Origin of the sequence: Pseudomonas sp. NPDC089401 (assembly GCF_044749485.1) — a bacterium.
GTDB lineage: Bacteria > Pseudomonadota > Gammaproteobacteria > Pseudomonadales > Pseudomonadaceae > Aquipseudomonas.
The window spans coordinates 143197-166319 of the sequence record NZ_JBIVIA010000010.1 but is presented as its reverse complement, the minus strand read 5'-3'; the positions used below and the strand labels follow the sequence as shown (position 1 = coordinate 166319).

Below are 23123 nucleotides of genomic sequence, written 5' to 3'. Positions count from 1 at the left end.
GCACTGGCCTGTTCGCAGGCAAGCCCGCTCCCACAGGTAACTGGCATGCAGGTAGCCCTGCACGAAACCTGTGGGAGCGGGCTTGCCCGCGAAAGGGCCGGACCTGTTCCTACTGAATCCGGATCCGCCCCATGCCCTTTTCCTTTCGCGCCCTGCGTCTGGGGCTGATCACCCTGCTGATCGTGCTCGGCACCCTGCTCAGTGCCGGCTGGGCCATGCACCAGGCCAAGCGCCAGGCCATGGAAGACGACGCCCGTCGCGCCGGCCAGCAGCTTGTGCTGTATGCCAACGCCCTGCACACCCTGATCGACCGCTACCGCGCCCTGCCCGCCGTGCTGGCACTGGACCCGGAACTGATCGAGGCCCTGCGCGGCCCGGTCGGCGAACCCGTGCAGCACGCGCTGAACCTCAAGCTCGAACGCATCAACGGCGCCGCCAACTCGTCCACCCTGGAGCTGCTCGACCGCACCGGGCTGGCCGTGGCCGCCAGCAACTGGCGCCTGCCGACCACCTACGTGGGCTCCAACTACGGCTTCCGCCCCTATTTCAAACAGACCCGCAGCCAGGGCAGCGGCCGCTTCTACGCGGTTGGCGTGACCAGCGGCGTGCCGGGTTACTTTCTCTCCAGTGCAGTCAACGACGAACACGGGCGCTTCCTCGGCGCCATGGTGGTCAAGCTGGAGTTTCCCGAGCTGGAACGCGAGTGGCGCCAGGGCAGCGATATCCTGCTGGTCAGCGACGCCCGCGGCATCACCTTCATCGCCAACCAGGACGGCTGGCGCTACCGCGAACTGCAACCGCTCAGCGCTGCCGACCGCGCCGAGCTGGTCGAAACCCGCCAGTACGACAAGCAGCCGCTGGTGCCGTTGCAGCACCAGGTGCTCACCCGCTTTGCCGACAACAGCCAGCTGACACGCGTGCAAGGCCCGGACGGCCCGGCCGAATACCTCTGGGAAAGCCTGCCGCTGGAAGGCGAACGCTGGACCCTGCACCTGCTGCGCAAACCCCAGGTGGCCACGGCCGGGCGCAATGCCGCGCTGGGCGCCGCCGCCGTGTGGCTGAGCCTGGTGTTCGCCGCACTGTTCATCAGCCAGCGCCTGCGCCTGGCCCGCCTGCGCCAGCGCAGCCGCGAAGAGCTCAAGCGCCAGGTCGAGGAGCGAACCCGCGAGCTGCGCACCGCCCAGCAAGGCCTGGTGCAGTCGGCCAAGCTCGCCGCCCTGGGGCAGATGTCGGCAGCCATGGCCCACGAGATCAACCAGCCACTGACCACCCAGCGCATGCAGCTGGAAACCCTGCGCCTGCTGCTCGACCATGGCCGCCACGACGAAGCGCGCAAGGCCCTGGAGCCGCTGGAACAGATGCTCACGCGCATGACGGCATTGACCAGCCACCTCAAGACCTTCGCCCGCAACAGCCCGGTCGGCCTGCGCGAACGCCTGGACCTGGCCAGCGTGGTCGACCAGGCCCTGCACCTGCTCGATGCACGGATCCGCGCCGAGCAGGTCGAGCTGGCCCTGTACCTGGCGCGCCCGGCCTGGGTACGGGGCGATGCGATTCGCCTGGAGCAGGTGTTGATCAACCTGCTGCGCAACGCCCTCGACGCCATGGCCGACAAGCGCTACAAACGCCTGGAAGTGCGCATCGGTCCAGACAATGGGCAATGGCGCCTGAGCGTGCTGGATTCCGGCGGTGGCATCGCCGAAGCGGACCTTGCCAAGGTCTTCGATCCGTTCTTCACCACCAAACCGGTGGGCGAAGGCCTGGGGCTGGGCCTGGCGATCTCCTATGGCATCATTCAAGAGGCCGGCGGCCAATTGTATGCCGAGAATGTCCCTGGCGGCGCCCGCCTGAGCCTGACCCTGCCCCGTGACCTGGAGCCTGTATGTTGAATTCAGTGATCGTCGTCGATGATGAAGCCAGTATCCGCTCCGCGGTCGAGCAGTGGCTGAGCCTGTCGGGCTTCAGCGTGCAGCTGTTCGCCCGCGCCGAGGAGTGCCTGGCCGAGCTGCCAGCGCACTTCCCCGGGGTGGTCGTCAGTGACGTGCGCATGCCCGGCATGGGCGGCCTGCAACTGCTCGAACGCCTGCACGCCGACGACCCCGACCTGCCGGTGATCCTGCTCACCGGCCATGGCGATGTGCCGATGGCGGTCGAGGCCATGCGCAACGGCGCCTACGACTTCCTGGAAAAACCCTTCACTCCGCAGCACCTGCTGGGCAGCCTGCGGCGCGCGCTGGAAAAGCGCCAACTGGTGCTGGAGAACCGCCGCCTGCATGAGCAGGCCGACCTCAAGTCACGCCTCGAAGGCGCGTTGCTCGGCATGTCCCAGGGCCTGCAACAGCTGCGCCGGCAGGTACTGGACCTGGCCGGCCTGCCGGTCAATGTGCTGATCCGCGGGGAAACCGGCAGTGGCAAGGAGCGCGTGGCGCGCTGCCTGCACGACTTCGGCCCGCGCGCAGGCAAGCCCTTCGTCGCGCTCAATTGCGCGGCGATTCCCGAAGCGTTGTTCGAGGCCGAGTTGTTCGGCCACGAGAGCGGCGCCTTCACCGGTGCCCAGGGCAAGCGTATCGGCAAGCTGGAATTCGCCAACGGTGGCACGGTGTTCCTCGACGAGATCGAAAGCATGCCGCTGGCCCAGCAGGCCAAGCTGCTGAGGGTGATCCAGGAGCAGAAGCTGGAGCGGCTGGGGGCCAACCAGAGCATCAGCGTGGACTTGCGGATCATCGCCGCGACCAAGCCCGACCTGCTCGAGGAAGCCCGCGCCGGGCGTTTCCGCGAGGACCTGGCGTACCGCCTGAACGTCGCCGAACTGCGCCTGGCGCCGTTGCGTGAGCGGCGCGAGGACATCCCACTGCTGTTCGAGCACTTTACCCGGGCGACGGCCGAGAAGCTCGGGCGCCAGGCGCCTGCCCTGTCGGGCGCGCAACTGGCGCAATTGCTCAGCCATGACTGGCCCGGCAACGTGCGTGAGCTGGCCAATGCGGCGGAGCGGCATGCGCTGGGGTTGGGCTCGCCGAACATCGAGGTGGCGCCTGCGGGGCAGGCGCTGGTCGAGCAGGTCGAAGCCTTCGAGGCCCAGTGCCTGCGGGCGGCGTTGCGTCAGCATGGTGGGGAAATCAAGGCGGTGATGGAAGCCTTGCAGCTGCCGCGGCGGACGTTGAACGAGAAGATGCAGCGGCATGGATTGGTGCGTGAGGACTTTGTCGTGCGGGAATAGGCGGAAATCCGCTTATCCTCGGGAGTTGCCAGGCAAGAATCCGCTTATGCCTACACAAATTCGGGGCTGCTTTGCAGCCCTTCGCGGGCAAGGCCCGCTCCTGCAGTGAATTCTGATGGCCCCAGGTAGCGCGCGGTTCCTGTGGGAGCGGGCTTGCCCGCGAAGGCGCGAAGCGCCCCCATTTGGATCGCCACGCACCCATTTGGCACACCTTCTGCACTCGTCCTGGCAAGCTGCGCTTCGGCGCGCTCCACAAAAACAACGAGAAGGTATCCCTGATGGATAACGCCACCTCCCTGCCAGCCGGGGCGGCCGTCGCGCCCGCCGCTGAAAAAACCACCGCCAGCCGCCTCAAGTCGATCTTCAGTGGTTCCATCGGCAACATGGTCGAATGGTACGACTGGTACGTCTACGCCGCATTCTCACTGTACTTCGCCAAGGCCTTCTTCCCCGCCGGCGACTACACCGCACAACTGCTCAACACCGCCGCGATCTTTGCCGTGGGCTTCCTGATGCGCCCGATCGGTGGCTGGCTGATGGGCCTGTATGCCGACCGCAAGGGCCGCAAGGCTGCACTGATGGCCTCTGTGCTGCTGATGTGCGCAGGCTCCCTGGTGATCGCCCTGACCCCGGGCTACGACACCATCGGCTACGCCGCACCGGTGCTGCTGGTGATCGCGCGCCTGATGCAAGGCCTGTCGGTGGGTGGCGAATACGGCACCTCGGCTACCTACCTCAGCGAGATGGCCAGCAAGGACCGCCGCGGCTTCTTCTCCAGCTTCCAGTATGTGACCCTGATTTCCGGCCAGCTCATCGCCCTGGCGGTACTGATCATCCTGCAGCAGACCCTGACCACCGAGCAGCTGTATGCCTGGGGCTGGCGCGTACCTTTCGTGATCGGCGCGCTGTGCGCGGTGGTGGCCTTGTACCTGCGCCGTGGCATGGAAGAAACCGCCTCCTTCACCAAGAAGGAAAAGGCCAAGGAAAACCTGATGCGCACCCTGCTGCGCCACCCCAAGGAACTGATGACCGTGGTCGGCCTGACCATGGGCGGTACCCTGGCCTTCTACACCTACACCACCTACATGCAGAAGTACCTGGTCAACACCGTGGGCATGAGCATCAGCGACTCGACCACCATCTCGGCGGCCACGCTGTTCCTGTTCATGTGCCTGCAGCCGGTGATCGGCAGCCTCTCGGACAAGATCGGCCGACGCCCGATCCTGATCGCCTTCGGCGTGCTCGGCACCCTGTTCACCGTGCCGATCCTCAGCACCCTGCACACCATCCAGACCTGGTGGGGCGCGTTCTTCCTGATCATGGCGGCGCTGATCATCGTCAGCGGCTACACCTCGATCAACGCCGTGGTCAAAGCCGAACTGTTCCCCACCGAGATCCGCGCCCTGGGTGTTGGCCTGCCGTATGCCCTGACCGTGTCGATCTTCGGCGGCACCGCCGAGTACGTGGCGCTGTGGTTCAAGAGCGCCGGCCTGGAAAGCGGCTTCTACTGGTACGTGACGGCGTGCATCGCCTGCTCGCTGCTGGTGTACACCACCATGAAGGACACCAAGCAGCATTCGCGGATCACCACTGACTAGGTGTGATGCCGCAACGCAAAGGGCGCCCGCAAGGGGCGCCCTTTTTGTTTGGGGGGCGAAAGATCAGGTTCAGGTCATCTCCGAAGCCAATTTTCAGCTCTTAACCCCCGATTAATTTCAGCCCCTCATCCTGCAATGGCTGGCGAAGCCTTGCACTCGCCCAGGGTTCGATACCGATGACAAAACGCTGACGGGAATGCCCGGCCTTCAGGTGTCACGGGGCAATATATCGATTAATACGATTCATAAGCGTAATTTTTTGCGCTTTTTAATCAAATTAATCGGCGTAGCATTGAACCCATAGAAGCAAACAACCTCTCGCACCCAAAGGAGCAACGACCATGAAAAGCAAAATGATCCTCACCCTGGCCCTGTCGATGTTCGCCGCTGGCGCTTTCGCCGAAGATGGCTTCGACCGCACCAACGCCCACAGCTTCGCAGCGGCCCAGACCCAATCGGCCACTTACGCAGAAGATGGTTTCGACCGCACCGGCGCCCAGCGCTTCGCTGAAGACGGCTTCGATCGCACCGGCGCGCAACGCTTCGCCGAAGACGGTTTCGACCGCACCAACGCGTAACGCTTCGCCGAAGATGGTTTCGACCGCACCAACGGCCATCGCTTCAGTTGAGACCCTGATGTGTGCAACCAGCCCGGCTTCGGCCGGGCTCGATCATTTCCAGGCGGACCAAGGCTTGGCACACTAGGCGCCTCGTCCAAGGAAGTAGCACGATGTACTACTACGAACCCGCCAAAGGCCACGGCCTGCCCCACGACCCGTTCAATGCCATCGTCGGCCCGCGCCCGATCGGCTGGATCTCATCCCGCAGCGCGGACGGCCAGCTGAACCTGGCGCCGTACAGCTTCTTCAACGCCTTCAACTACATCCCACCGATCATCGGCTTCTGCAGCGTCGGGCGCAAAGACAGCCTGAACAACATCGAGCAGACCGGCGAGTTCGTCTGGAACCTGGCCACCCGCCCATTGGCCGAGCAGATGAACCAGAGCTGCGCAGCCGTGGCCGCTGACGTCAACGAGTTCGAACTGAGCGGCCTGACCGCCGTGCCCTCGAACCTCGTCAAGGTGCCGCGCGTGGGCGAGACCCCGGTGGCGTTCGAATGCAAGGTGAGCCAGATCGTCCAGCTCAAGCGCGCGGACCAGGAGCTGGTGCCCAGCTGGCTGATCCTGGGTGAAGTGGTGGCGGTGCACATTGCCGAGCACCTGCTCAAGGATGGCATCTACGATACCGCCGCGGCCGAACCGATCCTGCGTGGCGGCGGCCCGGCGGACTACTTCGAGCTGGGCAACCTGTTCAGGATGCGCCGCCCACAGGCCTGATCACCAGATCAGCTCGCCTTCCTCGCCCACGCCCTGCAGGCGTGCGAGCTCGGCGCAGGCGGCCTCATCGGCCGCCATGGCGCTGCTGAACACTTGCCCATCGAGGACCTTGTGGAAGCGCGGCGCGCCTCCCATGCCCAGTGCCTTGACCGCGATGGCGGCGTTGTAGCCGCCGCCTTCCACCGGGACCATCGCCGAAACGGCTTCGAAATGCGGGAATTCTCTGCGTGACATGTTGCCTTGCGCCTGGTTGATCGAGGGCGGCAATTCTAACCCTGTTTCAGTCGAAGGTATGCAGGTCGAGGCTGCTGACCACCTGCGCCTGCACCAGTTCGCCAAACACCTCGAGTGTGGGCGAGGCAAAGTAGCCACTCATGGCCTGCTGGTCCTGCCAGCTGCCACTGAGCAGCCACAGGTCGGCGTCGGCCTGGGAGCGCTGTACGGTGAAGCTCAGGCAACCAGGCGTGCTCAGTGAAGGCGCGAGCAGATCGCGCAGGCGCGCGCCAAGCTCTGCCGAACGACCGCTGCTGGCACGGATGAACGCCAAATGGGTGACCGGTTGTTTCAGGGTCATTGCACAATCTCCTTGAAGCAGGCGAGCGGACAAACCAGGCTGCCAAGGTTAGGGCCTGCCACGCGCGACACGTTAGGCCAATACTGCCTGCCGATTGCCTGATCCTGCAGCGCGGCAGGATCAGGCAATCGGCGTGCAGCTTTCGACTAGCGCCCGCCATTGCCCAAACCTATGCTGCGTCGGTCAGCAGAGGAAAGCCACCATGACCACCGCCCCGTCCATCGACCCGACCCTGGAACTGCAACGCCAGGAACTGGCCACGCTGATCCGCCGCCATGCCGGCGAGCCCCATGGCCCGGCCTCGGCCATCGACGACCTGTACCTGGTGCGTTACACCGAGAACGTCCGCTCGGTTCCGACCTTGGCCCAACCGGCCCTGTGCATCCTGGCCCAGGGCAGCAAGAGCCTGTTCCTCGGCGACGAACAGTACGCCTACGACCCGCTGCACTACATGGTGGTGTCGGTGACCTTGCCGCTGAGCGGCGTGAAGCTTGATGCCAGCCCCGAAAACCCGAGCCTGGGCATCCGCCTGGACCTGGACCCGGCCGAGATCAGCCAGCTGATCGCCGAGAGCGGGCCGATGCTGGTGCCCAACCTGCCTTCGGGGCGCGGCCTGTATGTGGAACGAACCGATCCGCAGCTGCTCGATGCCTTGCTGCGGCTGATCCGCCTGCTGGACACGCCGCGTGACATCGCAATGCTGGCGCCGCTGATCCGCCGGGAAATCCTCTACCGCCTGTTGCGTGGGCCGCAGGGCCATCGCCTGTACGAAATCGCCTTGGCCAATAGCCAGACCCACCGCGTGTGCCAGGCGATCACCTGGCTCAACCAGAATTACCAGCAGCCCCTGCGCATCGAGGACCTGGCGCGCGAGGTCAACCTCAGCAGTTCGACCCTGCACCACCGGTTCAAGGCGGTGACGTCGATGAGCCCGCTGCAGTACCAGAAGCAGCTGCGCCTGCAGGAGGCGCGGCGGCTGATGCTCAATGACGGGCTGGAGGCGGCGGTAGCGGGGTATCGGGTGGGCTATGAAAGCCCCTCTCAGTTCAGCCGCGAGTACAGCCGGCTGTATGGCGCGCCGCCGATTCGGGATGTGGCGCGGTTGCGGGCCAGTGCGGGCTGAAAGCATTGTTTCAGCCTGTGCCGGCCTCTTCGCGGCTAAAGCCGCTCCCACAGGAATTGCACAAGCCTGAAACTGATACGGTCCCTGTGGGAGCGGCTTTAGCCGCGAAGAGGCCGGCACAGGATTACACCTGACCTCAGCCTGCTACCACCGCCTGCCACTGGTTCTGGTCCACCTGGATCAAGGTCGGCCCCTTGCGCTCCACCGCCCTGCCCAGCGCCGCCTGCAGTTGCTCGACATCGACCACCTGCTCGGCCTCGGCCCCCAGGGCCCGCGCCACGCCAATGAAGTCCGGGGTATGGATATCCACCCCCACCGGCTCGATGGCCCGGTTGACCATGTATTTCTTGATTTCCTCGTAGCCCTGGTTGTTCCACAGCAACACGATCAACGGCACCTGCGCTTCCACCGCGCTGGCCAGTTCCGGCAAGGTGAACTGCAGCCCGCCATCACCGATCAGGCACACCGCCGGCGCACGCTCGCACGCTTGCTCGGCACTGCCCAGCCAGGCGCCCATCGCGGCAGGCAGTGCATAGCCCAGGGTGCCGTAACCGGTCGAAGCGTTGAACCAGCGCCGGGGCTGCTGCATGTCCAGGGTCAGGTTGCCGGTGTACACCGGCTGGGTCGAATCGCCCACCAGCACGGCGTTGGGCAGGCGTTGCAGAATGCTGGTCAGCAGTCGGGTCTGGCTCCGGCTTGGCTGGTCCCAGCCGGCTGCCAGCGTGTCACGCAGACGCTGCGCGCGCACCACGCCCCAAGCGCCATCACGCACCGGCGGCGGCAGATCGCCCAGGGCCTCGAGCAATGCCTGCGCCGCCAGCTTGGCATCGGCCACCAGCGCCAGCTCCGGCAGGTAGTTGCGTACCGTCTGATCGGGGTCGATATCGATGCGCAGCAGGCTGCCCGGGATCTCGAATCCGCCCTTGAAGGTCACGTCATAATCGGTCTCGGCCAGCTCGGTGCCGATGGCCAGCACCACATCTGCCTCCGCCACCAGGGCGCGGGTGGCGACCAGCGACTGGGTCGAGCCGATCTGCAACGGGTGGCTGGCCGGCAGCAGGCCCTTGGCATTGATGGTCAGCGCCACAGGCGCTTGCAGATGCTCGGCCAGGCGGGCCAATGGCACGCCGGCAGCCAGCGCACCACCACCGGCCAGGATCAGCGGCCGACGGGCCTTGGCCAGGCGTTCGGCCATCGCCGCCACCGCCTGCGGGGCCGCGCCGGCACGGCTGCTGCGCACCGGGCGGCCCGGCAGCAGATGGTCGGCCGGCTGCACCAGCACGTCCAGCGGGATCTCGATATGCACCGGGCGCGGCCGCCCACCGTCGAACACGGCAAAGGCGCGGGCCAGCACCTGTGGCAGGTCATCGGCGCTCATCAGCGTGTGCGAGAACGCCGCCACACCGGCCACCAGCGCAGCCTGGTTCGGCAGTTCGTGCAGCTTGCCGCGACCACCGCCGAGTTGATCGCGTGACTGCACGCTGGAGATCACCAGCATCGGGATCGAATCGGCGTAGGCCTGGCCCATGGCGGTGGTGATGTTGGTCATGCCGGGGCCGGTGATGATGAAGCACACGCCCGGCTTGCCACGGGTCCGCGCATAGCCATCGGCCATGAACCCGGCGCCCTGCTCGTGGCGCGGGGTGATGTGGCGAATCGACGAGCCGGCCAGGCCCCGGTAGAGCTCCACGGTATGTACACCGGGAATGCCGAAGACATGGTCGACGCCATAGCCTTCGAGGAGTTTGACCAGTACTTCGCCGCAGGTAGCCATCGGGTTTTCACCTTGTTTTTGTTGAGTGGTTTCGTTGAATGGTGTCGTTGAAATCTGTACCCATTGGACCCAACCCAGCGCTACCGCCACAAGGCAAAAAAACACATACTAGCCATGTCCTGTATTCATGGCTTAGAGCAATGAAACGTCTCCCGCCCCTGCCCGCATTGCATACCTTCCTGGTCACCGCCCAGCACTGCAATTTCACCCGCGCCGCCCAGCAGCTGCACATCACCCAGGGTGCCGTCAGCCGGCAGATCGCCGGGCTCGAGGCGCACCTGGGCTATGCCCTGTTCCAGCGCCAGGCCCGCGGCCTGAGCCTGACCCGCGAGGGCCAGGACTGGCTGCCCCGGGTGCAGCAGATCTTCGGGCTGATCGAGCAAGGTGTGCGCGAAGTGGGCGGGCGCAATGCCACCTTGCAGCTCAAGGCGCCCACCTGCGTGATGCGCTGGCTGTTGCCACGGTTGATGGAATGGCAGGCGCTGCGGCCGGACGTGCCGGTGGAACTGACCACCACGGTGCAGCATGGCGTGGATTTTCGTCGCGAAGGCTTCGATGCGGCGGTGGTCTATGGCGACGCACCCAATCATGGGCTGCTGGTGCGCAAGCTGTTCGACGAGCAACTGACGCCGGTGTGTGCGCCATCCTTGCTGGAAGGGCCGGTGCCGTTGCGCCAGGTTCAGGACCTGGCGCGGCACATGTTGCTGCACCCATCCAGGGACGAACATGACTGGCGGCTGTGGCTGCAGGCGACTGGCATGGTGCTCGAGGCACAGGGGCCGAAGCAGCACTTCGAGACGCTGGACATGGCGATGGCCATGGCGTCGCAAGGAACCGGTGTGGCGATTGGCGACTGGTCGCTGATCGGCGATGACCTGCGCGGGGGGCGGTTGTGCATGCCGTTTGCGCTGAAGGTGCCTACCGGCAAGGGGTATTACCTGGTGAGCCAGGCCAGAAGCCTGCCGCCGGGGTTGCTGGAGTTGCTTGATTGGCTGGAAGAGCGCGCCAGCCAACAAGGGCCCTTTCGCGGGTAAACCCGCTCCCACAGGGGTCAGCACTGAATTCGAAAGCAGTGCTGCCCTTGTGTGAGCGGGTTCATCAAGGCGTCGAACCGCCGCGAAGCAGGCGACTCAGTAGCCGACGGTGAAACGCTGCCGCGAATGGGCCGGCTTCTCCAGTTCATCGAGCAGGGCGATAGCGAAATCGGCAAAGGTGATCCAGCTCTTGCCGTCAGCCCCGATCAGCAAGTGATCCTTGCCCAGCCTGTAGTGCCCGCTGCGCTCGCCTTCGACAAACTCCGCCGACGGCGACAGGAAGGTCCAGTCCAGCTCCTTCTCCTCACCCAGCGCATCGAGGAAGCGCACACCGCCGTTGGCCTCGGCCTTGTACGCTTCAGGGAAGTCCGGGCTGTCGATCACCCGCTGCCCGGAAGGCAGCAGTAAACTGCCCGCCCCGCCCACCACCAGCAGGCGCTTGACCCCGGCGCGCTTGACCGGCTCGATCACCGCCTGCGGCTCGAGGGTAGAGAAATGCGCCGCGCTCAATACGGCATCGACACCGGCCACGGCCTTCTCCAGCGCCGCGCTGTCCCTGGCGTCCAGCGCCTGCACGGTTACACCCGGACGGCCCTGCAGTTGCGACGGGTCGCGGGCGATGGCCACGACGCTGTGGCCACGGCGCAGGGCCTCCTCCAGCAATTGGCTGCCGGCACGGCCGGTGGCACCGATGATTGCGATCTTGCTCATGGATTCACTCCTGTCAGTTGAACGAAACTCTTGATCGGGGCTCTTGATCGGAGCTACCACTTCCACTTCATTTCGCCCTTGGCGACCTTGGCACCGAGCTCCAGCGAGCTTTCATCGGCAAGGCCCGGGTAATGCTGCTTCATCGCCTGGATCAAAGCGCCAGCATTGCTCGCCTTGGCGGTTTCGGCATCGAAGTCACGAATGTAGCTGGCGGTGAACCGCACGGCGTCCAGCGAATGGCTACCCTGTCCCAGGTAGTGGCCGGGAACGACGGTGCGTGGCGCCAGCGTTTCGATTTTCGCCAGGGTGGCAAGCCAGTCGGCATGGGACTTGGCCGTCTGGGTGTCGGCCATCCACACGTGAATGTGTTCGCTGACCACCACGCCACCGACCACCGCCTTGATCGAAGGGATCCAGACGAAACTCCGATCAGGCTGCGGGCCATCCAGGCCAACCACGTCGAGGGCTTTGCCTTCCAGCGTCAGGCCATGGCCTTCGAGCACCTGCGGCAGCACCAGCCGCGCCGGTTTGTCCGCGCCCATCTGCGGCCCCCAGTAGGCGAGCTTGGCGTCCATGGTCTGGCGGATATGGGCGACCGTGGCCGCCGAAGCGACCACCTTGGCGTTCGGGAAAGCCTGGGTCAGGGTATCCAGGCCGAAGTAGTAATCCGGGTCGCCGTGGCTGATGTAGATGGTGGTCAGGTGCTTGCCGCCCGCATGCAGGCGTCGCACCAGTTGCTCAGCTTGGGCCTTGCCGAACTGGGCATCGACCAGGATGGCGTCCTTCTCGCCACTGACGATCACCGAACTGACCGGGAAGATCGCCGCTTCGCCTGGGTTATAGACCTCGAGCTGCAACGGCTCGGCGGCCAGCGCCGGGCCGGCCAGGGTGACGCAGGCCAGCAACAAGCCACGCAAGGGAGTGAAAAGGGACATTGGCAACACCTGTCGGCTTAAACGATGCCCACAGCTTAGGTGCCCGATTCATCACAAAAAATGCGATCCTCGGACATAGTTTGTTTCTGAAATCGGGCAAATCATGGACCGTCTCAACGCCATGCGCGTTTTCGTCACCGTTGTCGACCTGGGCAGCCAGTCGGCCGCGGCGGATCACCTGCAACTGTCGCGGCCAGTGGTGTCGCGCTATCTGGCGGAACTGGAGGACTGGGTCGGCGCCCGGTTGATGCAGCGCACCACACGCAGGCTCAGCCTCACCACCGCCGGCCAGGAAACCCTGCCGCGCTGCCGCCAGTTGCTGGAGCTGGCCGGCGACCTGCAGGCCGCCGTGCAGCAGCCAGGCGATGCGCCACGGGGCGCGCTGCGCATCAGCGTCAGCACCTCGTTCGGCCAGGCGCAACTGGTGGATGCGGTGGCCGAGTACGTGCGGCGTTATCCGGGGGTGAAGGTCGAGCTGCAGATGCTTGATCGCACGGTCAACCTGGTCGACGAGCGCATCGACCTGGCCATCCGCACCAGCAACGACCTGGACCCGAACCTGATCGCCCGGCGACTGAGCATCTGCCGCTCGGTGGTGTGCGCGGCCCCCGCCTACCTGCGCGAGCATGGTGCGCCGCAGCGGGTCGAGGAACTGAGCCGGCACAATTGCCTGACCCATGCCTATTTCGGCCACAGCCTGTGGCATTTCGAGGTGGACGGGCAGCCGGTGAGCGTGCCTGTGGCAGGGAACATCAGCGCCAACGAGGCGATGACCTTGCAAAAGGCAGCCATGGCCGGCGCCGGCATCGCCATGCTGCCGACCTACCAGGCCGCCGAGGCCTTGCGCAGTGGCGAGCTGGTGCGCCTGCTGCCCGAAGCGCGGCCGCGGGAGCTGAACCTGAACGCGGTGTACACCTCGCGCAAGCACATGCCGGCGACCTTGCGCAGCATGCTGGATTTCCTGGTGCAGCGGTTCGAGGACGAACCGGCATGGGACCGCGGCCTTTATTGACTATGCTTAGCGGAGTCACCTGTCGCGTTACAGGAGGTGAGCACCATGGGCATCAGATCAAGAAGAGTAGCCCTCGTCATGGCCCTGACCGCGGTCGTCGCGCTTTATGGCTCGGCCTGCTGGCGCGCCGAGCTGCTGCGCAGCCAGCCCAGCGCGGCCAACGTCTGCGAGCACGAACACTGCGTGCCGCACACCGCCACCTTGAGCGCCGTCCGTTGAGCCGACGGCGCCGCGCCGGTCACTCCTCGACGCTCATGTAATCCTTGGCCCAGCGGATGTAGTCCTCGGGCTGGGTATAGGTGTGCGACAGTTCGGTGGCGCTGAGGTTTTCCGACTTGTTCTGCCGGCCGCGCTGCAGGCGCAGGCAGTCGTAGGTGGCCTTGATCGCGGCGAAGTACGCGGCGTGGCCGTCGACCACGATGCGCACGCCCAGGCGCGCCAGGCGCTCGTCGTCACGCAGGTTGGGGTTGGCGTAGGTCACCAGCATCAGCGGCACGGTCAGGTGCTCGGCAATCTTTTCCAACTGCTCGAAGTCCTTCACCCCCACCATGCAAATACCGTCGGCGCCGGCCTTCTGGTAGCTCTGGGTGCGGACAATGATTTCCTCGGTGGTGAGCACGCCGGCGTTGGTGCGGGCGATGATCGACAGCGACGAGTCGACACGCGCCTCCAGGGCCGCGCGGATCTTGCCGACGCCCTCCTCGACCGGGATCAGGTCGGTGGACTTGCGGCCGAACTGGGCGGGCAGCAGGGTGTCCTCGATGGTCAGCGCGGCCACGCCGGCGCGTTCCAGTTCGATGACCGTGCGCATCACGTTGAGCGCGTTGCCGTAGCCGTGGTCGGCGTCGGCCAGCACCGGCAGCTGGGCCACGCGGCCGATGCGGGTGGCCTGCTCGACGAATTCACTCAAGGTGATCAGGGCGAAGTCGGGCGCGGCCAGCACCTGCAACGACGCGACCGAACCGCCGAGAATGCCGACTTCGAAGCCCAGGTCGGCGGCGATACGCGCCGACATCGGGTCGAACACGGAGGCGGTGTGATAGCAGGATCCTGAAGCGAGCAGCTCGCGGAAGGCAAAACGCAGATCTTGATGGGAAGCCTTGGGCATGATCACTCCGCTTATATAAGAAGAAATTGTACGGTTGCTACCGACCCCTGAATCGGGTCTACCTGACCTGTTCCAACCGTCGCCATCTGGGCGGTCATGCTCGACATGCAGGCAGAGGAATAAAAGGTGTGGGAGACAGTGGCCGCGAAAGCCTGCGGCATTTTGCTGCACCATGCTGGTGCAGGCCGCGGAATTCAGCCTCTGTGGCATACCAACGATATCACGCGGCCATGCAGCACTGGATGAATGCGCCAATGCCGATCTTGCATAGGGGATGCAGATAGTACATAGGAAGCTACCTAACTCGGGTTACAATCCCGGGAAATTCGCGTCGCCTGCTTCGCGGGTGAACCCGCTCCCACAGGCACGGTGCAAACCTTGAAGGCTGCGCCGTCCCTGTAGGAGCGGGTTTACCCGCGAAAGGGCCAGCACCGTAATACGAAGGTACCCCTGTGACAGCCGCCCTCCCCCCGACCGCCCTGCGCAACGTGCTCACCGCCCTGATGCTGGCGATCTTCCTCGGCGCCCTCGACCAGACCATCGTCGCCGTCTCGATGCCGGCCATCTCGGCGCAGTTCAACGATGTCGGCCTGCTGGCCTGGGTGATATCCGGCTACATGGTGGCCATGACCGTGGCCGTGCCGATCTACGGCAAGCTCGGCGACCTGTATGGCCGCCGGCGCATGATCCTCACCGGCATCAGCCTGTTCACCCTGGCGTCGATCGCCTGCGCCCTGGCCCAGGACATGCAGCAACTGGTGCTGGCGCGGGTGCTGCAGGGCATCGGCGCGGGCGGCATGGTTTCGGTGAGCCAGGCGATCATCGGCGACTTCGTGCCGCCGCGCGAGCGTGGCCGTTACCAGGGCTACTTCAGCAGCATGTACGCGGTGGCCAGCGTGGCCGGGCCGGTGCTGGGCGGCTGGCTCACCGAGTACCTGTCGTGGCGCTGGGTGTTCTGGATCAACCTGCCCCTGGGGCTGTTCGCGCTGTGGGCGATCCGCCGCGCCCTGGCCGGCATGCCGATGCAGCGCCGCCAGGCTCGGGTCGACTACCTGGGCGCCGTGTTGCTGATCATCGGCCTGGGCAGCCTGCTGCTGGGCATCACCCTGGTCGGCCAGGGCCAGGCCTGGGCTTCACCTGCGGTGCTGGCGCTGTTCGCCTGCGCGGTGATTGGCCTGGGGCTGTTCGTCGGCCACGAGTGGCGTTGCCCGGAGCCGCTGCTGCCGCTGGGGCTGTTCGGCAACAAGGTCGCAGTGCTGTGCTGGGTGGTGATCTTCTTCGCCAGCTTCCAGTCGATCTCGCTGACCATGCTGATGCCACTGCGCTACCAGGGCATCACCGGTGCCGGTGCCGACAGCGCCGCCCTGCATCTGCTGCCGTTGGCCATGGGCTTGCCGCTGGGGGCCTTCACCGGTGGCCGCATGACCAGCCGCACCGGCCGCTTCAAGCCACAGATTCTGGCGGGCGCGGTGCTGATGCCGCTGGCGATCCTGGCCATGGCCATGACCCCGCCGCAGTCCCTGTTCAGCGCCGTCTTCATGCTGCTGACCGGAATCGCCTGCGGGCTGCAGTTCCCGACCTCGCTGGTGGCCACGCAGAGCGCGGTGCAAAGCACCGACATCGGCGTCGCCACCAGCACCACCAACCTGTTCCGCTCGCTGGGCGGGGCCATGGGCGTGGCGTGCATGTCCAGCCTGTTGCTGGCGCTGCTGCACCAGGGCGGCTTCGAGCTGCTGGGCAATCCGCTGCTGGGCAGCCTCAGGGCGGGCGAGCCGGACCCGGTGATGCAGATGCGCTTGCTGGAGACGTTCCGCCACCTGTTGCTGGGCAGTGCCGGGATTGCCCTGCTGGGGCTGCTGGCGGCGCTGCTGCTGCCGGATCGTCAGTTGCGCGGCCGCTGACGTTGAGGCGACGGTAATCTGTTCTATGCTCGATTACCGAAAGGCATTAATCCTGCCTTAATGGACGAGGGAAACACTTCCTCACAATCCTTAACAAAGTGTCATTTGCGCAGCGCGGGGCTCAAGCGCAGCATATCCAGCCCGGTGTCGACCCATTTTTCCGCGTCGCGCAGCAGATCGAAGCTGTCCGGCAGCAGCAACCAGCGCCCGATCAGGCCATCGACGTAGGCGAACAAGGCCACGGACGCACGCGCCACATCCAGCTCCGCGGGCAGCTGCCCGCGGCGCACGGCATTGGCCAGCGCCAGGTCGATGCCCACATGGCAGTCCAGCACCGCACCCTGGCGCTGCTGGCGGATTTCACACATGTCATCGGTGAACTCGCACTTGTGATGCAGGATTTCATTGATACGCCGGGTACGGGCGTCCAGCACCAGCTCGTTGAGCACCTGCAGCAGCAGCTTGCGCCGGGTCCAGCTCATCCTCGCTTTCGCTGGCGCGTGCCAGGTGGTCATGGGTTTCATGCAGGCTGTCGAGCAATGCCTGCACCAGCTCCGCCTTGTTGTTGAAATGCCAGTAGATCGCGCCCCGGGTAACGCCCGCCAGTTCGGCGATGTCGGCCAGGGTGGTGCGCGCGACGCCGCGCTTGTAGAAGGCCTTTTCCGCCGCCTCGATGATCTGGGCGCGGGTTTCCTGGGCTTCTTCTTTGGTTCGACGGACCATGGCAGTGCGACCTCATTTGGGCCCGCGGGTACGTTGACGGCGCGGGGGATCCGCCGGGGCCACCTCTGCAGGGGGGCTCCCGGATAGGCTGATCAAGGGCTGGGATGATAGCGAAGCAGTACCCAGCGGTATTTACAAACAAGCATGAATGTAAGTATATTCGTTAGTAAGCTATTTATCCACCTGATAGCATTAATTCTGACCCGACTCTTCCATTACTCTTGAGCGTCTCCCTGCTCTTGCGACCCGAGGATCCTCATGCAATTCAAGCCAGCCGTTACCGCTCTGGTTTCCGCCGTCGCCCTGGCAACCCTGCTAAGTGGCTGTAAGAAAGAAGAAGCCCCGCCCGCAGCGCAGGCTCCTCAGGTCGGCGTGGTCACCCTGCAAGCGCAGTCCTTCACCCTGACCTCCGAACTGCCGGGCCGCACCAGCGCCTATCGCGTCGCCGAAGTGCGTCCTCAGGTCAATGGCATCATCCTCAAGCGCCTGTTCAAGGAAGGCACCGAGGTCAAGGAAGGCCAGCAGCTGTACCAGATCGACCCGGCCGTGTACGAAGCCACCCTGGCCAACGCCCAGGCCAACCTGCAGGCGACCAGGTCGCTGGCCGAGCGCTACAAGCAGCTGGTCAACGAGCAGGCGGTGTCCAAGCAGGAGTTCGACGACGCCAATGCCAAACGATTGCAGGCCGAGGCCGCGCTGAAGAGCGCCCAGATCGACCTGCGCTACACCAAGGTCCTGGCCCCGATCAGCGGCCGTATCGGCCGTTCCTCGTTCACCGAGGGCGCCCTGGTGAGCAATGGCCAGACCAACGCCATGGCCACCATCCAGCAGCTCGACCCGATCTACGTCGACGTCACCCAGTCCACCGCCGAGCTGCTCAAGCTGCGCCGCGACCTGGACAGCGGCCAGTTGCAGAAGGCCGGCGACAACGCCGCCTCGGTGCAGCTGGTGCTCGAGGACGGCAGCCTGCTGAAGCAGGAAGGCCGCCTGGAATTCTCCGAAGTCGCGGTCGACGAGACCACCGGCTCGGTGACCCTGCGCGCGATCTTCCCCAACCCTGACCACACCCTGCTGCCAGGCATGTTCGTGCATGCGCGCCTCAAGGCCGGGGTCAACGCCAACGCCATCCTGGCCCCGCAACAGGGCGTGACCCGCGACCTCAAGGGCGCGCCGACCGCACTGGTGGTCAACCAGCAGAACAAGGTCGAACTGCGCCAGCTCAAGGCCAGCCGCACCCAAGGCAGCGAATGGCTGATCGAGGAAGGCCTGAACCCGGGCGACCGCCTGATCACCGAAGGCCTGCAGTTCGTGCGCCCAGGTGTCGAGGTCAAGGCCACCGAGGCCACCAACGTCAAGAAGCCGGGCAGCCCTGATCAGGCCAGCGCGGCCAAAGCAGACGCCAAAGCGGAGTAAACCATGTCGAAGTTCTTTATCGATCGCCCGATCTTCGCCTGGGTGATCGCCTTGGTGATCATGCTGGTCGGCGCCTTGTCGATCCTGAAGCTGCCGATCAACCAGTACCCCAGCATCGCGCCGCCGGCCATCGCCATCGCCGTGACCTACCCGGGCGCCTCGGCGCAGACCGTGCAGGACACCGTGGTGCAGGTGATCGAGCAGCAGCTCAATGGTATCGACAACCTGCGTTATGTGTCTTCGGAGAGCAACTCCGACGGCAGCATGACCATCACCGCCACCTTCGAGCAGGGCACCAACGCCGACACCGCCCAGGTCCAGGTGCAGAACAAGCTGAACCTGGCCACCCCGCTGCTGCCGCAAGAGGTGCAGCAGCAAGGTATCCGCGTCACCAAGGCAGTGAAGAACTTCCTGCTGGTGATCGGCCTGGTGTCCGAAGACGGCAGCATGACCAAGGACGACCTGTCCAACTATATCGTTTCCAACATGCAGGACCCGATCTCGCGGACTGCCGGCGTCGGTGACTTCCAGGTGTTCGGTGCACAGTACGCCATGCGTATCTGGCTCGATCCGGCCAAGCTGAACAAGTTCCAGCTGACCCCGGTCGACGTCAAGACCGCGGTGGCCGCGCAGAACGTGCAGGTGTCTTCGGGCCAGCTCGGTGGCCTGCCGGCCATGCCGGGTACCCAGCTCAACGCCACCATCATCGGCAAGACCCGCCTGCAGACTGCCGAGCAGTTCGAGAAGATCCTGCTCAAGGTCAATACCGACGGCTCGCAGGTGCGCCTGGGCGACGTCGCCCAAGTCGGCCTGGGTGGTGAGAACTATGCGATCAGCGCCCAGTTCAACGGCAAGCCGGCCTCGGGCCTGGCGGTCAAGCTGGCGACTGGCGCCAACGCCCTGGATACCGCCAAGGCGCTGCGCAAGACCATCTCCGACCTGGAACCGTTCTTCCCGCCAGGGGTGAAAGCGGTATTCCCGTATGACACCACTCCGGTGGTCACCGAATCGATCAGCGGCGTGATCCACACCCTGATCGAAGCCGTGGTCCTGGTGTTCCTGGTGATGTACCTGTTCCTGCAGAACTTCCGCGCCACCATCATCACCACCATGACCGTACCGGTGGTGCTGCTGGGTACCTTCGGCATCCTTGCCGCCGCGGGCTTCAGCATCAACACCCTGACCATGTTCGCCATGGTCCTGGCCATCGGCCTGCTGGTGGACGATGCCATCGTCGTGGTGGAGAACGTCGAACGGGTGATGTCCGAGGAGGGCCTGCCGCCCAAGGAGGCGACCAAGCGCTCCATGGGGCAGATCCAGGGCGCCCTGGTAGGTATCGCCCTGGTACTGTCGGCGGTGCTGCTGCCGATGGCATTCTTCGGCGGCTCCACCGGCGTGATCTACCGCCAGTTCTCCATCACCATCGTCTCGGCCATGGGCCTGTCGGTGCTGGTGGCGCTGATCTTCACCCCGGCCCTGTGCGCGACCATGCTCAAGCCGCTGAAGAAAGGCGAGCACCACACTGCCAAGGGCGGCTTCTTCGGCTGGTTCAACCGCAACTTCGACCGCAGCGTCGTCGGCTACGAGCGCAGCGTGGGCACCATCCTGCGCAACAAGGTGCCGTTCCTGCTGGCCTATGCGCTGATCGTGGTCGGCATGATCTGGCTGTTCGCCCGCATTCCTACCGCGTTCCTGCCCGAGGAAGACCAGGGCGTGCTGTTCGCCCAGGTGCAGACCCCGGCCGGTTCGAGTGCCGAGCGCACCCAGGCGGTGGTCGACCAGATGCGTGAGTACCTGCTCAAGGACGAGGCCGACACCGTGTCGTCGGTGTTCACCGTGAACGGTTTCAACTTCGCCGGCCGTGGCCAGAGCTCGGGCATGGCGTTCATCATGCTCAAGCCGTGGGGCGAGCGCTCGGCCGAGAACAGCGTGTTCAACCTGGCGACCCGTGCCCAGCAGCACTTCTTCGGCTTCCGCGATGCGATGGTGTTCGCCTTCGCCCCGCCGGCGGTACTCGAACTGGGTAACGCCACCGGCTTCGACGTGTTCCTGCAGGACCGCGCCGGCGTCGGCCACGCGAAGCTCATGGAAGCGCGCAACGAGTTCCTGGCCAAGGCCGCGCAGAGCAAGATCCTCAGCGCCGTGCGCCCTAACGGCCTGAACGACGAGCCGCAGTACCAGCTGACCATCGATGACGAACGTGCCAGCGCCCTGGGCGTGACCATCGCCGACATCAACAACACCCTGTCGATTGCCCTGGGTGCCAGCTACGTCAACGACTTCATCGACCGCGGCCGGGTCAAGAAGGTGTACATCCAGGGGCAACCCAACGCCCGGATGAGCCCGGAAGACCTGCAGAAGTGGTACGTGCGCAATGGCGCTGGCGAGATGGTGCCGTTCTCCTCGTTCGCCAAGGGCGAGTGGACCTACGGCTCGCCGAAGCTGTCGCGCTACAACGGTGTCGAGGCGATGGAAATCCTCGGTGCGCCGGCGCCTGGCTACAGTACCGGTGAGGCCATGGCCGAAGTCGAGCGCATCGCGGGCGAGCTGCCGACCGGCATCGGCTTCTCCTGGACCGGCATGTCCTACGAGGAAAAACTCTCCGGCTCGCAGATGCCGGCGCTGTTCGCCCTCTCGGTGCTGTTCGTGTTCCTCTGCCTGGCAGCCCTGTACGAAAGCTGGTCGATCCCGATCGCCGTGGTGCTGGTGGTTCCGCTGGGCATCATCGGTGCCCTGATCGCCACCAGCCTGCGCGGCCTGTCCAACGACGTGTACTTCCTGGTCGGCCTGTTGACCACCATCGGCCTGGCGGCGAAGAACGCCATCCTGATCGTGGAATTCGCCAAGGAACTGCACGAGCAGGGCCGCAGCCTGTACGACGCGGCGATCGAGGCGTGCCGCATGCGTCTGCGCCCGATCATCATGACCTCGCTGGCGTTCATCCTCGGCGTGGTACCGTTGACCATCTCCAGCGGCGCCGGCGCCGGCAGCCAGCACGCCATCGGCACTGGCGTGATCGGCGGCATGATCAGCGCGACCGTGCTGGCAATCTTCTGGGTACCGCTATTCTTCGTCGCAGTGTCGTCGCTGTTCGGCAGCAAAGAGCCGGAAAAGGACGTCACCCCTGAAACTCCACGTTATGAGGCTGGGCAATGACCAAGTCTTTGTTGACCCTGGCGGTTACCGCTTTCATTCTCGGCGGCTGCTCGCTGATCCCTGATTACCAGACCCCGGAAGCGCCGGTGGCAGCGCAGTGGCCGCAAGGCCCTGCGTACTCGCCGACCCAGTCGGCCGACGTCGCCGCCGCCGAACAGGGCTGGCGCCAGTTCTTCCACGACCCGGCGCTGCAGCAGCTGATCCAGACCTCGCTGGTGAACAACCGCGACCTGCGCGTGGCAGCGTTGAACATCGACGCCTACCGCGCCCAGTACCGCATCCAGCGTGCCGACCTGTTGCCGGCCGTTTCGGCCACTGCCAGCGGCAGCCGCCAGCGGGTACCGGCGAACATGTCGACCACCGGTGAGCCCAACATCACCAGCCAGTACTCGGCCACCCTGGGCGTCAGCGCCTATGAGCTGGACCTGTTCGGCCGGGTCCGCAGCCTCACCGAGCAGGCCCTGGAAACCTACCTGTCCAGCGAGCAGGCGCGCCGCTCCACGCAGATCGCCCTGGTGGCCAGCGTGGCCAACGCCTACTACACCTGGCAGGCCGACCAGGCGCTGTTCAAGCTGACCGAAGAAACGCTGAAGACCTACCAGGAAAGCTACAACCTGACCCGTCGCAGCAACGAGGTTGGCGTGGCGTCCGCGCTGGACCTGAGCCAGGCGCGTACCGCCGTGGAAGGTGCCCGGGTCAAGTACTCGCAGTACCAACGCCTGGTAGCCCAGGACGTCAACAGCCTGACCGTGCTGCTGGGCACCGGCATCCCGGCCGACATGGCCAAGCCGCTTGAGCTCGACGCCGACCAGTTGGCCGAGGTTCCGGCTGGCCTGCCGTCCGATGTGCTCCAGCGCCGCCCGGACATCCAGGAAGCCGAGCACCTGCTCAAGGCCGCCAACGCCAACATCGGCGCCGCCCGCGCAGCGTTCTTCCCGAGCATCAGCCTGACCGCCAACGCCGGCAGCCTGAGCCCGGACATGGGCCACCTGTTCAGCGGTGGTCAAGGCACCTGGCTGTTCCAGCCGCAGATCAACCTGCCGATCTTCAACGCCGGCAGCCTGAAGGCCAGCCTGGACTACTCGAAGATCCAGAAGGACATCAACGTCGCCAAATACGAAAAGACCATCCAGACCGCCTTCCAGGAAGTCTCCGATGGCCTGGCGGCGCGCAAGACCTTCGAAGAGCAGCTGCAGGCGCAACGCGACCTGGTGCAGGCCAACCAGGATTACTACCGCCTGGCCGAGCGTCGCTACCGCATCGGTATCGACAGCAACCTGACCTTCCTCGATGCCCAGCGCAACCTGTTCAGCGCCCAGCAGTCGCTGATCACCGACCGCCTGTCGCAGCTGACCAGCGAGGTCAACCTGTACAAGGCCCTCGGCGGCGGCTGGTACGAGCAGACCGGGCAGGCCCAGCAAAAGGCCTCGATGGAAACGGCCAAGCGCTGATCCACCGGCAACAGCCTCAAGCCCACCTTCGCGGTGGGCTTTTTTGTTTGTGGATTG

The 23123-nt window shown here is 65.2% G+C and carries 19 protein-coding genes and 1 pseudogene; 13 read left to right on the top strand and 7 right to left on the bottom strand.

What is annotated here, in order from left to right; genetic code table 11:
* Positions 1 to 131 precede the first annotated feature (131 nt).
* The 5 genes from ACIP21_RS22055 to ACIP21_RS22035 all read left to right on the top strand — a co-directional run bounded on the left by ACIP21_RS22055 (position 132) and on the right by ACIP21_RS22035 (position 6151).
* Positions 132 to 1889 carry an ATP-binding protein gene (locus tag ACIP21_RS22055; protein WP_400692047.1) on the top strand — a complete coding sequence of 586 codons (1758 nt, stop codon included), beginning with the start codon at positions 132 to 134 and terminating at the stop codon, positions 1887 to 1889.
* Positions 1883 to 3217, top strand: a complete 1335-nt coding sequence (locus ACIP21_RS22050; protein WP_400692044.1) for a sigma-54-dependent transcriptional regulator — start codon at positions 1883 to 1885, stop codon at positions 3215 to 3217. The genes ACIP21_RS22055 and ACIP21_RS22050 overlap by 7 nt, the downstream gene beginning before the upstream one ends.
* Before the next feature lie 278 nt (positions 3218 to 3495).
* Positions 3496 to 4815, top strand: coding sequence for an MFS transporter (locus tag ACIP21_RS22045; RefSeq protein WP_400692041.1), 1320 nt, complete (start codon positions 3496 to 3498; stop codon positions 4813 to 4815).
* A 341-nt stretch (positions 4816 to 5156) separates the two neighbouring features.
* Positions 5157 to 5393 carry a heme utilization protein gene (locus ACIP21_RS22040; protein WP_400692038.1) on the top strand — a complete coding sequence of 79 codons (237 nt, stop codon included), beginning with the start codon at positions 5157 to 5159 and terminating at the stop codon, positions 5391 to 5393.
* A gap of 152 nt (positions 5394 to 5545) precedes the next feature.
* Positions 5546 to 6151, top strand: a complete 606-nt coding sequence (locus ACIP21_RS22035; protein WP_400692036.1) for a flavin reductase family protein — start codon at positions 5546 to 5548, stop codon at positions 6149 to 6151.
* Here ACIP21_RS22035 and ACIP21_RS22030 read toward each other — a convergent pair whose 3' ends face one another.
* Positions 6152 to 6385: a hypothetical protein gene (locus ACIP21_RS22030; RefSeq protein WP_400692034.1), complete on the bottom strand. Its 234-nt coding sequence runs from the start codon at positions 6383 to 6385 to the stop codon at positions 6152 to 6154.
* Positions 6386 to 6431: 46 nt separating this feature from the next.
* Positions 6432 to 6725 (bottom strand): putative quinol monooxygenase, encoded by a 294-nt coding sequence (locus tag ACIP21_RS22025; RefSeq protein WP_400692032.1) that lies wholly within the window; start codon positions 6723 to 6725, stop codon positions 6432 to 6434.
* A 202-nt stretch (positions 6726 to 6927) separates the two neighbouring features.
* Here ACIP21_RS22025 and ACIP21_RS22020 point away from each other — a divergent pair, with 202 nt between their 5' ends.
* On the top strand, positions 6928 to 7848 hold the full coding sequence (locus ACIP21_RS22020) for an AraC family transcriptional regulator N-terminal domain-containing protein (RefSeq protein ID WP_400692029.1): 921 nt from the start codon (positions 6928 to 6930) through the stop codon (positions 7846 to 7848).
* 136 nt (positions 7849 to 7984) lie between these two features.
* Here ACIP21_RS22020 and ACIP21_RS22015 read toward each other — a convergent pair whose 3' ends face one another.
* The gene (locus tag ACIP21_RS22015; RefSeq protein ID WP_400692026.1) at positions 7985 to 9622 is read right to left on the bottom strand and encodes a 5-guanidino-2-oxopentanoate decarboxylase; all 1638 of its coding nucleotides are present in this window, start codon (positions 9620 to 9622) and stop codon (positions 7985 to 7987) included.
* Positions 9623 to 9762: 140 nt separating this feature from the next.
* Here ACIP21_RS22015 and ACIP21_RS22010 point away from each other — a divergent pair, with 140 nt between their 5' ends.
* Positions 9763 to 10656 (top strand): LysR substrate-binding domain-containing protein, encoded by an 894-nt coding sequence (locus ACIP21_RS22010; protein ID WP_400692023.1) that lies wholly within the window; start codon positions 9763 to 9765, stop codon positions 10654 to 10656.
* Positions 10657 to 10752: 96 nt separating this feature from the next.
* On the opposite strand, the gene ACIP21_RS22005 is transcribed toward ACIP21_RS22010, so the two are convergent.
* Entirely contained in the window at positions 10753 to 11367 is a 615-nt protein-coding gene (locus tag ACIP21_RS22005; protein ID WP_400692020.1) for an NAD(P)-dependent oxidoreductase, read from the bottom strand.
* A 53-nt stretch (positions 11368 to 11420) separates the two neighbouring features.
* The gene (locus ACIP21_RS22000; protein ID WP_400692018.1) at positions 11421 to 12302 is read right to left on the bottom strand and encodes an MBL fold metallo-hydrolase; all 882 of its coding nucleotides are present in this window, start codon (positions 12300 to 12302) and stop codon (positions 11421 to 11423) included.
* Between the two features lie 103 nt (positions 12303 to 12405).
* Here ACIP21_RS22000 and ACIP21_RS21995 point away from each other — a divergent pair, with 103 nt between their 5' ends.
* Together ACIP21_RS21995 and ACIP21_RS21990 are read left to right on the top strand one after the other, a co-directional pair.
* Positions 12406 to 13314 (top strand): LysR family transcriptional regulator, encoded by a 909-nt coding sequence (locus ACIP21_RS21995; protein ID WP_400692015.1) that lies wholly within the window; start codon positions 12406 to 12408, stop codon positions 13312 to 13314.
* 78 nt (positions 13315 to 13392) lie between these two features.
* Complete coding sequence (locus ACIP21_RS21990) at positions 13393 to 13533, top strand: hypothetical protein (RefSeq protein WP_400692012.1); 141 nt, start codon at positions 13393 to 13395, stop codon at positions 13531 to 13533.
* A gap of 19 nt (positions 13534 to 13552) precedes the next feature.
* On the opposite strand, the gene ACIP21_RS21985 is transcribed toward ACIP21_RS21990, so the two are convergent.
* Entirely contained in the window at positions 13553 to 14422 is an 870-nt protein-coding gene (locus tag ACIP21_RS21985) for an oxaloacetate decarboxylase (RefSeq protein ID WP_400692009.1), read from the bottom strand.
* Between the two features lie 452 nt (positions 14423 to 14874).
* Here ACIP21_RS21985 and ACIP21_RS21980 point away from each other — a divergent pair, with 452 nt between their 5' ends.
* Entirely contained in the window at positions 14875 to 16323 is a 1449-nt protein-coding gene (locus ACIP21_RS21980) for an MDR family MFS transporter (RefSeq protein WP_400692006.1), read from the top strand.
* Between the two features lie 101 nt (positions 16324 to 16424).
* Here ACIP21_RS21980 and ACIP21_RS21975 read toward each other — a convergent pair.
* A pseudogene (locus ACIP21_RS21975) lies at positions 16425 to 17046 on the bottom strand (TetR family transcriptional regulator).
* 258 nt (positions 17047 to 17304) lie between these two features.
* On the opposite strand from ACIP21_RS21975, the gene ttgA reads away from it, so the two are divergent.
* From ttgA to ACIP21_RS21960, 3 genes are read left to right on the top strand one after another with little or no spacing between them, the layout of a single operon-like run.
* On the top strand, positions 17305 to 18459 hold the full coding sequence (gene ttgA / locus ACIP21_RS21970; RefSeq protein ID WP_400692003.1) for a toluene efflux RND transporter periplasmic adaptor subunit TtgA: 1155 nt from the start codon (positions 17305 to 17307) through the stop codon (positions 18457 to 18459).
* A gap of 3 nt (positions 18460 to 18462) precedes the next feature.
* The gene (ttgB, locus tag ACIP21_RS21965) at positions 18463 to 21615 is read left to right on the top strand and encodes a multidrug efflux RND transporter permease subunit TtgB (RefSeq protein WP_400692000.1); all 3153 of its coding nucleotides are present in this window, start codon (positions 18463 to 18465) and stop codon (positions 21613 to 21615) included.
* Entirely contained in the window at positions 21612 to 23066 is a 1455-nt protein-coding gene (locus ACIP21_RS21960) for an AdeC/AdeK/OprM family multidrug efflux complex outer membrane factor (protein ID WP_400691997.1), read from the top strand. Before ttgB ends, ACIP21_RS21960 begins: the two co-directional genes overlap by 4 nt.
* Positions 23067 to 23123 lie beyond the last annotated feature (57 nt).

Bases quoted from the DNA above. Each gene is read 5' to 3' on its own strand.
- ACIP21_RS21960 (WP_400691997.1), top strand. From the start codon at position 21,612: ATGACCAAGTCTTTGTTGACCCTGGCGGTTACCGCTTTCATTCTCGGC.
- ACIP21_RS22005 (WP_400692020.1), bottom strand. From the start codon at position 11,367: ATGAGCAAGATCGCAATCATCGGTGCCACCGGCCGTGCCGGCAGCCAA.
- ACIP21_RS22035 (WP_400692036.1), top strand. From the start codon at position 5,546: ATGTACTACTACGAACCCGCCAAAGGCCACGGCCTGCCCCACGACCCG.
- ACIP21_RS21990 (WP_400692012.1), top strand. From the start codon at position 13,393: ATGGCCCTGACCGCGGTCGTCGCGCTTTATGGCTCGGCCTGCTGGCGC.
- ACIP21_RS22025 (WP_400692032.1), bottom strand. From the start codon at position 6,725: ATGACCCTGAAACAACCGGTCACCCATTTGGCGTTCATCCGTGCCAGC.
- ACIP21_RS22045 (WP_400692041.1), top strand. From the start codon at position 3,496: ATGGATAACGCCACCTCCCTGCCAGCCGGGGCGGCCGTCGCGCCCGCC.
- ACIP21_RS22050 (WP_400692044.1), top strand. From the start codon at position 1,883: ATGTTGAATTCAGTGATCGTCGTCGATGATGAAGCCAGTATCCGCTCC.
- ACIP21_RS22030 (WP_400692034.1), bottom strand. From the start codon at position 6,385: ATGTCACGCAGAGAATTCCCGCATTTCGAAGCCGTTTCGGCGATGGTC.
- ACIP21_RS21985 (WP_400692009.1), bottom strand. From the start codon at position 14,422: ATGCCCAAGGCTTCCCATCAAGATCTGCGTTTTGCCTTCCGCGAGCTG.
- ACIP21_RS22055 (WP_400692047.1), top strand. From the start codon at position 132: ATGCCCTTTTCCTTTCGCGCCCTGCGTCTGGGGCTGATCACCCTGCTG.
- ttgB (WP_400692000.1), top strand. From the start codon at position 18,463: ATGTCGAAGTTCTTTATCGATCGCCCGATCTTCGCCTGGGTGATCGCC.
- ACIP21_RS22040 (WP_400692038.1), top strand. From the start codon at position 5,157: ATGAAAAGCAAAATGATCCTCACCCTGGCCCTGTCGATGTTCGCCGCT.
- ttgA (WP_400692003.1), top strand. From the start codon at position 17,305: ATGCAATTCAAGCCAGCCGTTACCGCTCTGGTTTCCGCCGTCGCCCTG.
- ACIP21_RS22020 (WP_400692029.1), top strand. From the start codon at position 6,928: ATGACCACCGCCCCGTCCATCGACCCGACCCTGGAACTGCAACGCCAG.
- ACIP21_RS22015 (WP_400692026.1), bottom strand. From the start codon at position 9,622: ATGGCTACCTGCGGCGAAGTACTGGTCAAACTCCTCGAAGGCTATGGC.
- ACIP21_RS22000 (WP_400692018.1), bottom strand. From the start codon at position 12,302: ATGTCCCTTTTCACTCCCTTGCGTGGCTTGTTGCTGGCCTGCGTCACC.
- ACIP21_RS21995 (WP_400692015.1), top strand. From the start codon at position 12,406: ATGGACCGTCTCAACGCCATGCGCGTTTTCGTCACCGTTGTCGACCTG.
- ACIP21_RS22010 (WP_400692023.1), top strand. From the start codon at position 9,763: ATGAAACGTCTCCCGCCCCTGCCCGCATTGCATACCTTCCTGGTCACC.